The sequence below is a fragment of the Cupriavidus sp. WS genome (assembly GCF_000395345.1).
In the GTDB taxonomy this organism is placed as follows: Bacteria; Pseudomonadota; Gammaproteobacteria; order Burkholderiales; family Burkholderiaceae; genus Cupriavidus; species Cupriavidus basilensis_B.
This window is the reverse complement of the sequence record NZ_AQPL01000535.1, coordinates 1-8,629: the sequence shown is the minus strand read 5'-3', so window position 1 is coordinate 8,629 and position 8,629 is coordinate 1. Positions and strand designations below refer to the sequence as shown.

At 69.4% G+C, this 8,629-nt stretch carries 7 protein-coding genes and 1 pseudogene; 6 read left to right on the top strand and 2 right to left on the bottom strand.

Annotation, left to right across the window (positions count from 1 at the left end):
- The first annotated feature begins 7 nt into the window (after positions 1-7).
- The 4 genes from K206_RS0133880 (at position 8) to K206_RS0133865 (ending at position 4,004) form a co-directional block, all read left to right on the top strand.
- Positions 8-937: a tripartite tricarboxylate transporter substrate binding protein gene (locus K206_RS0133880; protein ID WP_063826907.1), complete on the top strand. Its 930-nt coding sequence runs from the start codon at positions 8-10 to the stop codon at positions 935-937.
- A 195-nt stretch (positions 938-1,132) separates the two neighbouring features.
- Positions 1,133-2,179, top strand: coding sequence for an ABC transporter substrate-binding protein (locus tag K206_RS0133875; protein ID WP_020206728.1), 1,047 nt, complete (start codon positions 1,133-1,135; stop codon positions 2,177-2,179).
- Between the two features lie 157 nt (positions 2,180-2,336).
- Entirely contained in the window at positions 2,337-3,149 is an 813-nt protein-coding gene (locus K206_RS0133870; protein WP_020206727.1) for an ABC transporter ATP-binding protein, read from the top strand.
- A 63-nt stretch (positions 3,150-3,212) separates the two neighbouring features.
- The gene (locus K206_RS0133865) at positions 3,213-4,004 is read left to right on the top strand and encodes an ABC transporter permease (RefSeq protein WP_020424019.1); all 792 of its coding nucleotides are present in this window, start codon (positions 3,213-3,215) and stop codon (positions 4,002-4,004) included.
- 179 nt (positions 4,005-4,183) lie between these two features.
- On the opposite strand, the gene K206_RS0133860 is transcribed toward K206_RS0133865, so the two are convergent.
- Positions 4,184-6,223 carry an alkaline phosphatase gene (locus K206_RS0133860; protein WP_029044399.1) on the bottom strand — a complete coding sequence of 680 codons (2,040 nt, stop codon included), beginning with the start codon at positions 6,221-6,223 and terminating at the stop codon, positions 4,184-4,186.
- Between the two features lie 282 nt (positions 6,224-6,505).
- Positions 6,506-7,480 carry an NADPH:quinone oxidoreductase family protein gene (locus tag K206_RS0133855; RefSeq protein WP_020206724.1) on the bottom strand — a complete coding sequence of 325 codons (975 nt, stop codon included), beginning with the start codon at positions 7,478-7,480 and terminating at the stop codon, positions 6,506-6,508.
- Between the two features lie 276 nt (positions 7,481-7,756).
- Between K206_RS0133855 and surE the strand changes: the two genes are divergently transcribed.
- Together surE and K206_RS44790 are read left to right on the top strand one after the other, a co-directional pair.
- Positions 7,757-8,509, top strand: coding sequence for a 5'/3'-nucleotidase SurE (gene surE / locus K206_RS0133850; protein ID WP_020206723.1), 753 nt, complete (start codon positions 7,757-7,759; stop codon positions 8,507-8,509).
- 31 nt (positions 8,510-8,540) lie between these two features.
- Positions 8,541-8,629 (top strand): annotated as a pseudogene (locus K206_RS44790) (protein-L-isoaspartate O-methyltransferase); the annotation flags it as partial.

Genomic DNA, 8,629 nt, shown 5'->3' with positions numbered 1-8,629 from the left:
GGCGGGCCTGGCCGGCACGTCGGCCTTCGCGCAGGACGGCGCCTGGCCGCAGCGGCCGGTCACGCTGGTGGTCTCGGCCGCGGCCGGCGGCACCACCGATCTCGCCGCGCGCATGATTTCCGAGCCGCTGGCCAAGGCCCTCGGCCAGCCGGTGGTGGTGGACAACCGGCCCGGCGGCTCGGGCGGCATCGCCGCGCAGGTGGTGGCGCGCGCCAAGCCGGATGGCTACACCCTGCTGGTGCAGTATTCCGGCTACCAGGTCATCACGCCGCTGCTGACCAAGACCGCGTGGGACCCGGTCAAGGACTTCGCGCCGGTGGCCAACCTGCTGTCCGCGCCGCAGGTGCTGGTGGTGCGGCCGAGCCTGCCGGTCAAGTCGCTCAAGGAACTGGTGGCCTACGCCAAGGCCAATCCCGACAAGCTCAACTACGCGTCGTCGGGCAACGGCTCGCTGCAGCACGTCTCGACCGAGCTGCTCAACCAGATGGCCGGCATCCGCATCACCCATGTGCCATACAAAGGCACGGGCCCGGCCATGACCGACCTGCTGGGCGGCTCGGTCGACCTCACCATCACCACGCCGCCGCCGCTGATGGGGCATATCCAGGGCGGCAAGCTGCGCCCGCTGGTCGTGACCAGCAAGCAGCGCCTGCCCAGCCTGAAGGACGTGCCCTCGGCGCCCGAGGCCGGTTATCCCGACCTCGACGTGTCGTCGTGGTTCGCCATGTACGCGCCGGCCGGCACGCCCAGGCCCATCGTCGACAAGCTGGCCGGCGAGATCGAACGCATCATGCAGACCGAGGCCTTCCGCAAGAAGGCCGAGGAACTCGGCGCCGAGGCGAAGTTCATGGGGCCGAAGCAGCTCGACGCCTACCAGCGCGGCGAGCTGGCGCGCTGGGCCAAGGTGATCAGGTCCGCCGACATCCACGCCGAGTGAGGCTGGCGGGCCGCGGCGGGCTGCCGAAAGCCCGTCGAAAGGCAAGTCCTGTATGCTGGCCGCCGCACGCGGCATAGGTGTTGGTCCCGATGCGGGCATGCGCCGCATCCGCTAGCATCGCAGCTTGCCGCTGCGCGGCACTGCGCCGCGGAGACAACGGGCAGGACGAGCGGATAGAACAGGTAGGAGAAAGCAATGTATAACAAGAAATTCTGGAAGCAGGCGCTGATCGCGCTGGCGCTGTTCCTGGCGGGCTGGTTCACCTTCGGCAGCCAGGCCCAGGCCCAGGGCAAGCCCGAGAAGACCAAGGTCACTGTCGCCGTGGGCGGCAAGAACCTGTTCTACTACCTGCCGCTGACCATCGCCGAGCGCCTCGGCTACTTCAAGGACGAAGGCCTCGACGTCGAGATCGTCGACTTCGCCGGCGGCGCCAAGGCGCTGCAGGCCGTGGTGGGCGGCAGCGCGGACGTGGTTTCCGGCGCCTACGAGCACACGCTGAACCTGCAGGCCAAGGGCCAGCAGTACCAGGAGTTCGTGCTGCAGGGCCGCGCCCCGCAGATCGTGCTGGTGGTCTCCAACAAGAACCTGCCCAACTTCAAGTCCGTCGCCGACCTCAAGGGCAAGAAGATCGGTGTCACCGCGCCCGGCTCGTCGACCAACATGATGGCCAACTTCGTGCTGGCCAAGGCCGGCCTCAAGCCGTCCGACGTGTCGTTCATCGGCGTGGGCGCCAGCGCCGGCGCGGTGGCCGCGATGCGCTCGGGCCAGATCGACGCGATGGCCAACCTCGATCCCGTGGTGTCGATGCTCACGCAGAAGAACGAAGTGCGCATCGCCTCGGACACGCGCACGCTCAAGGACACCCAGGCCGTGTTCGGCGGCAACATGCCGTCGGGCTGCCTCTATGCCTCGGCCGCCTTCATCCGGCAGAACCCGAACACCACGCAGGCCATGACCAACGCGATGGTGCGCGCGCTCAAGTGGCTGCAGAAGGCCGGCCCGTCCGACATCGTCAAGACCGTGCCGGAGAGCTACCTGCTGGGCGACCGCGCGCTGTACCTGGCGGCGTGGGACAAGGTCAAGGAAGCGATCTCGCCGGACGGCGTGATGCCGGCCGACGGCCCCCGGACCGCGCTCAGCACGCTGCAGCAGTTCGACCCGGAGCTCAAGGGCAAGGCCATCAGGCTGGATGACACCTTCACCAACGCGTTCGTGCTGAAGGCCAACGCCAAGTACAAGTAAGCCACCGCCCGCGCCACGGGAACCGGCGGCCCGCTGCGCGCAGCGGGCCTTTGCATTTGCGCCGCGGGCAACCCGCGGCGCCAGTATTCCACCGCGGCCCGGGGCCGCGCGGCGGTGCCCGGCACCGCCGTCGCCCCGGGCCGGCACAGAGCCAGCCATGAGCACTGCCGCACTTTCCCTCGACAACGTCACCTGCACCTTCGTCTCGCGCGAGGACCGCAGCCAGCGCTACACCGCCGTCAAGGACGTCACCCTGGCCATCGCGCCGGGCGAGTTCGTCTCCGTGGTGGGGCCGACCGGCTGCGGCAAGTCCACCCTGCTCAACGTCGGCGCCGGCCTGCTGCAGCCGTCGGCCGGCGAGGTGCGCGTGTTCGGCGAGCCGCTGCGCGGCATCAACGCGCGCGCCGGCTACATGTTCCAGGCCGAGGCGCTGATGCCGTGGCGCAGCGCGCTCGACAACGTGATCGCCGGGCTCGAGTTCCGCGGCGTGCCGCGCGCCGAGGCCGCGCGGCAGGGCGAGGCCTGGCTGCGCCGTGTCGGCCTGGGCGGCTTCGGCGACCGCTATCCGCACCAGCTCTCGGGCGGCATGCGCAAGCGCGTGAGCCTGGCGCAGACGCTGGTGCTGGACCCGGACATCATCCTGATGGACGAGCCGTTCTCCGCGCTCGACATCCAGACCCGCCAGCTGATGGAGAACGAGGTGCTGGAGCTGTGGGCGGCCAAGCGCAAGGCGGTGCTGTTCATCACCCACGACCTCGACGAGGCCATCGCCATGAGCGACCGCGTGGTGGTGCTGTCGGCCGGGCCGGGCACGCACCCGATCGGCGAGTTCGCCATCGACCTGCCGCGCCCGCGCGACGTGGCCGAGATCCGCAACCACCCGCGCTTCGTCGAGCTGCATGCCGCCATCTGGGACGTGCTGCGCGAGGAAGTGCTCAAGGGCTACGCGCAGCAGCGCAAGGTGGCCTGAAGCGGCCGCCGCCGCAACCCCGGCATCCGCCATCCAATCCGGTCCGACTCTATTTCTATCCTCATGGCATTCCGTCCCGATTCCAAGGGCATGCTGCGCTTCTGGCAACTGCTCGTCCTCGTTGTGATCCTCGCCGCGTGGCACTTCGCCACGCGCTCGCAGCAGGTCGCGTTCTTCTTCGGCGAGCCGCTGATGGTGGCCCAGCGCATCTGGAGCTGGTTCGTGGTCGAGCGCGACATCTACCTGCACCTCGGCGTGACGCTGGCCGAGACGCTGCTGGCGTTCGGCATCGGCACCGCGGCCGGCCTCGGCGTGGGCCTGTGGCTGGCGCTCAGCCCGCTCACCTCGGCCATCCTCGACCCCTACATCAAGGCGGCCAACTCGATGCCGCGCGTGATCCTGGCGCCGATCTTCGCGGTGTGGTTCGGCCTCGGCATCTGGTCCAAGGTGGCGCTGGCGGTGACGCTGGTGTTCTTCATCGTGTTCTTCAACGTCTACCAGGGCGTCAAGGAAGTCAGCCCCGTGGTGCTGGCCAACGCGCGCATGCTCGGCGCCAACCAGCGGCAACTGCTGCGCCACGTCTATCTGCCGAGCGCGACCAGCTGGGTGTTCTCGTCGCTGCATACCTCGGTCGGCCTGGCCTTCGTCGGCGCGGTGGTGGGCGAGTACCTGGGCTCGGCCAGCGGCGTGGGCTACCTGATCCTGCAGGCCGAAGGCACCTTCGACATCAACACCGTGTTCGCCGGCATCGTGGTGCTGACCGCGGCGGCGCTGGTGCTGGACACGCTGGTGGGCAGCGTGGAAAAGCGGCTGATGAAGTGGCAGCCGCGCACGGGGGAGACGGAGAAGCTGTAAGGCGGCCGGGGCAATGAACGACGCCGCCGGTTTTTATCGGCACGGCGGCATTCGCCCGCGCCGGCCCTCTCCCCCGACCCCTCTCCCGCAGGCGGGAGAGGGGAGCAAACCGGCGGCCGACCGTGGCGTCGCCGGCAAGCTGGCAAGCTGGCAAGTCCTCAAGCCAGCAAACCCCCAGATCAAACCACCGTGACCGCCGCCACGCCCGCCGCCACCTCGATCACCTGCGTGCTGGCCGTGGCCGGCAGCGCCGGCGCGGTGCCGTTGGCCTGGGTCTTGAGCTTGTGGAACTCGCAGCTCAGCTTGGCCGCGGTCAGCGTCACCACGGCGTAGCCCTGGGCGTCGGAATCGACGTGCTTGATCCACGGGTTGAAGGCCTTGAGCGTGTCGTTGAAGGTGTTGACCACGGTGCCGCCCTGCGTGACGTACACCAGCGGCTTGGCGGCGGCGAAGGCGGCGTCGGTGTCCACCACGCTCTTGAAGTAGCTCTGGAACGAATTGCTCGACAGCCCGGCCGTGACCAGGTCCACCATCACCGGCACCGGCGTGGCGGCGTCGTAGTCGTCCATCACCGGGCCGGCGAAGAACGCGTGGATGTCGCCGGTCAGCGCCACCACGTTGGCGATGCCCTGGGCCTTGAGGAAGGCCATCAGGCTCTTGCGCTCGGCGTTGTAGCCGTCCCACTGGTCGGCGTTCAGGATGTACTGGTCGAGCAGCGCCACCGGCGGCAACTGGGCGTCCAGCAGGGGCTTGATGCCGGCGTCGAAGGTTGCGCCGGGCATGTTGACGGGCGCCGCGCCGAGCAGCGCCTTGAGGTTGGCGTAGGTCACCGCGCCGGGGTAGGTGCCGCCGCTCTTGGCGGCGCTCAGGTCGGCGGCCAGCGCGGCGGTCATGGCGGCCTGCAGCGGCGCCAGCGCCGCGTTGGCCTGGACCAGCGCGGTGGCGAACATGGCGGCGATGGCCTGGGTGCCGTCGATCTGCATGCGCAGCAGCGAGACCTCGTTGCCCCACAGCTTCCAGGTGGTGGCGGCGCTGCTCATCTGGGTCTGCCACCAGGCGCGCTGGGTGTCGCCGAGGATGGAGACCGGCGTCAGCGCGTTGCCGGCGCCGGCGATCTTCGCGCCTTCGAGCGCGGCCAGCGTGGCCTTGGGCACGAAGTAGCGGCTGCCGATCTCGCTGCCGGCGGCCTGCTCGGGGATCACGTGGTCGGCGCGGTAGAGGCGCTCGTCGGTCATCACCAGCGTGGCCAGGTTGCCGAAGGTGAAGGCGCGGTAGATCTGGATGTTCTGGAACGAGGGGTTGTTCAGGTCCAGGCTCACGTCGGCCGGCATGAACTCGAACCAGGCCTGGTTGGCGCTGCGGCGGCGCGCGGTGCGCGGCGTGGCGTCGTCGGCGACGCTGTAGGTCTGGCGGTCCTGCCAGCAGTCGTCAGAGAACTCGTGGTCGTCCCAGATGGCGATCACCGGGAAGCGCGCGTGCAGGGCCTGCAGGCGCGCGTCGCTGCGGTAGGACTTGTACAGATAGCGGTAGTCGTTGACGGTGGTGGCGTAGGTGGCGCCGTCGTCGCGCAGCGTGCCGTCGGGCAGCTTGAGCTGGGCGTGGCGGCTTTCCACCGCGCCGGTCTGGAAGCTGGCGCCCACGGTCTCGTAGATGTAGTCGCCCACGTGGACGATGAAATCCAGGTCCTGCGCCGCCAGCTCTTCCATGCCGGCCCAGTGGTTCACGCTCCAGTCCTGGCAACTGACGAAGGCGAACTTGAGCTGGGTGAGCGGCGTGCCGGCGGCCGGCGCGGTGCGCGTGCGGCCGACCGGGCTGGTCTTGCTGCCGACCACGAAGCGGTAGTAGTAGGTGGTGGCCGCGGCGAGGTTGGTGACTTTGTTGCGCAGCGTGTAGTCCCAGTCGGGCAGCGCGTTCAGGGTGTCGTTGACGAGCAGCGTGGAGAAATCGGACTGGGCCGATACCTGCAGCTTGACGGCGACCGGCTGCTTGCCGTTGTCGCCTTCCACGCGGGTCCACAGCACGATGCTGTCGGGCTTGGGGTCGCCCGAGGCCACGCCGTGCAGGAAGCTGAAATTGTCCGCGGGGTTCGGCGCGGCCGGCGCGGCGGGCTGCGCCGGATCCGGCGTCGCGCTGTCGTCGTTGCCGCAGCCGGCCAGGCCGGTGGTGGCGACCGAGACGGTGATGAAACTTCCCCATTTCAAGAATCGGCGGCGATCCATGGCTTGTTTCTCCTTATAGGTGGATGCGTTGGCTGCCGCGCACGCGCGCGTTGGCTCAGCCCGCGATTCTTGCCTCGCCGCGTGACTGCTGTGTGTCCGGGGATACCCGCGATATAGAGGTTTCCTACGAATCGCCGCGCGGCGCTCCCGGCGCGGCCGCGGCCGCGCCCGAAACGGAAAAGCGCCCGGATGCGTCGAGCATCCGGGCGCTTTTTTCCCGGCTTCCGCTGGGCGTGCCGCGCGGCGCTGCGAGGCGCGCGTCAGCGGGTCACGGCATGAAGGTCACGGCACGATCACGATCTTGCCCGTGACCTTGCGCGCTTCCATGTCCTTGAGCGCCTGCGGCGCCTGCTCGAGCGGATAGCGCGCGGAGATGTGCGGGCGGATCTTGCCTTCCTTCATCCAGCCCAGCATCTGCGCCATGTTGGCCTGGTTGGCCTTGGGCTCGCGGCGCGCGAAGTCGCCCCAGAACACGCCCACCAGCGAGGCGCCCTTGAGCAGCGCGAGGTTCAGCGGGATGCGGGGAATCTCGCCGTTGGCGAAGCCCACCACGAGATAGCGGCCGCGCCAGCCGATCGAGCGGAAGGCCGGCTCGGCATAGACGCCGCCGACCGGGTCATAGATGACGTCCGGGCCCTTGCCGTCGGTCAGGGCCTTGACGCGCTCGCGCAGGTCCTCGGTGCTGTAGTTGATCAGCGCGTCGGCGCCGTGTTCCTTGCATACCGCCAGCTTTTCGTCGGTGGACGCGGCCGCGATCACGCGCGCGCCGATGGCCTTGCCGATCTCGATGGCCGCCAGGCCCACACCGCCGGCCGCGCCGAGCACCAGCATGGTCTGGCCGGCCTTCAGCTCGCCGCGGTCCACCACCGCGTGGTGCGAGGTGCCGTAGGTCAGCGTGAACGCGGCGGCGGTCTCGAAGTCGATGCCCGGCGGCATCGGCACCACGGCGCTGGCGGGGGCTTTCGCCTGCGAGGCGAAGGCGCCGTTGCCGAGATAGGCGATGACCTTGTCGCCGGGCTTGACGTGGGTCACGCCCGCGCCGACGGCATTGACCACGCCGGCCAGTTCCGAGCCCGGCGAGAAGGGCAGCTGCGGCTTGGCCTGGTATTTGTTCTGGATGATGAGGACGTCGGGGAAGTTCACGCCGGCGGCCTTCACGTCGATCACCACCTCGCCCTGGGCGGGCACGAGGTCGGGCAGGGTTTCGAGCACCAGCGAATCGGGCGGGCCCCAGGCTTTGCACAGTACGGCTTTCATCATGTCTCCGGTATATGGTCGTCGGCGTCGTCGTGTCCCCCGCGCGGCGGCGCACGGGGGCGCGGACACGGGTGCACGCGCGCGCCGTGCCGGCTGCGCGGGCCTCGCGCCAGGCGGGTCCTGCAACATCCTGCAACAGGCCCGGGCAAGTGTAGCGCAAAATAGCACGGTCGTTCTGTTAGCTCCCGCGCGGGCATCGCCGCGGCGCGGCGGCGCGCTGTCTCTTGCGGCGCGCGCGCGGCTTGCGCGGCATTCTTGTCAGGTACAATCGCGGCCATGCATATCCTTCTCGCAAACGACGACGGCTACCTGGCCCCCGGCCTCGCCGCGCTGCATGCCGCGCTGGCGCCGCTGGGGCGCATCACGGTGATCGCGCCGGAGCAGAACCACAGCGGCGCATCGAATTCGCTGACGCTGCAACGCCCGCTGTCGATCTACGAGGCGCGCGAAGGGGTGCAGAAGGGTTTCCGCTTCGTCAACGGCACGCCGACCGACTGCGTGCACATCGCGCTGACCGGCCTGCTCGAGGAAAGGCCCGACCTGGTGGTGTCCGGCATCAACCAGGGCCAGAACATGGGCGAGGACGTGCTGTACTCGGGCACCGTCGCCGCCGCCATCGAAGGCTTCCTGCTCGGCATTCCCTCGATCGCGTTCTCGCAGGTGGACAGGGGCTGGACCCATCTCGATGCCGCCGCGCGCGTGGCGCGCGACATCGTCGAGCGCTACATCGCCAGGCCCGCGGCCGAGCCGTTCCTGCTCAACGTCAACATTCCCAGCCTGCCGTTCGAGCATATCCGCGGCTACCGCGCCACGCGCCTGGGCAAGCGCCATCCGTCCCAGCCGGTGATCACGCAGGTCAACCCGCGCGGCGACACCAACTACTGGATCGGCCCCGCCGGCGACGCGCGCGACGCGAGCGAGGGCACGGATTTCCATGCCACCGGCGAAGGCTACGTCTCGCTGACTCCCTTGCAGCTCGACCTGACGCACCGCGCCCAGCTCGAGCAGATCAACCAGTGGCTGGCATAAGCCCGTCTTTCCTGCGCTGTCCCCGGCCGACATGAGCACTGCCCCGCGCCGCCCGAAATTCCCGCTCTCGCTGGACGCCGTCGTCGAGCGCAAGCCCGCGCCGGCACGCACCGCGGGGCT

Excerpts from the sequence above, each read along its gene's own strand:
- K206_RS0133875 (WP_020206728.1), top strand. The coding sequence starts at position 1,133 with ATGTATAACAAGAAATTCTGGAAGCAGGCGCTGATCGCGCTGGCGCTG.
- K206_RS0133870 (WP_020206727.1), top strand. The coding sequence starts at position 2,337 with ATGAGCACTGCCGCACTTTCCCTCGACAACGTCACCTGCACCTTCGTC.
- K206_RS0133865 (WP_020424019.1), top strand. The coding sequence starts at position 3,213 with ATGGCATTCCGTCCCGATTCCAAGGGCATGCTGCGCTTCTGGCAACTG.
- K206_RS0133860 (WP_029044399.1), bottom strand. The coding sequence starts at position 6,223 with ATGGATCGCCGCCGATTCTTGAAATGGGGAAGTTTCATCACCGTCTCG.
- K206_RS0133855 (WP_020206724.1), bottom strand. The coding sequence starts at position 7,480 with ATGAAAGCCGTACTGTGCAAAGCCTGGGGCCCGCCCGATTCGCTGGTG.
- surE (WP_020206723.1), top strand. The coding sequence starts at position 7,757 with ATGCATATCCTTCTCGCAAACGACGACGGCTACCTGGCCCCCGGCCTC.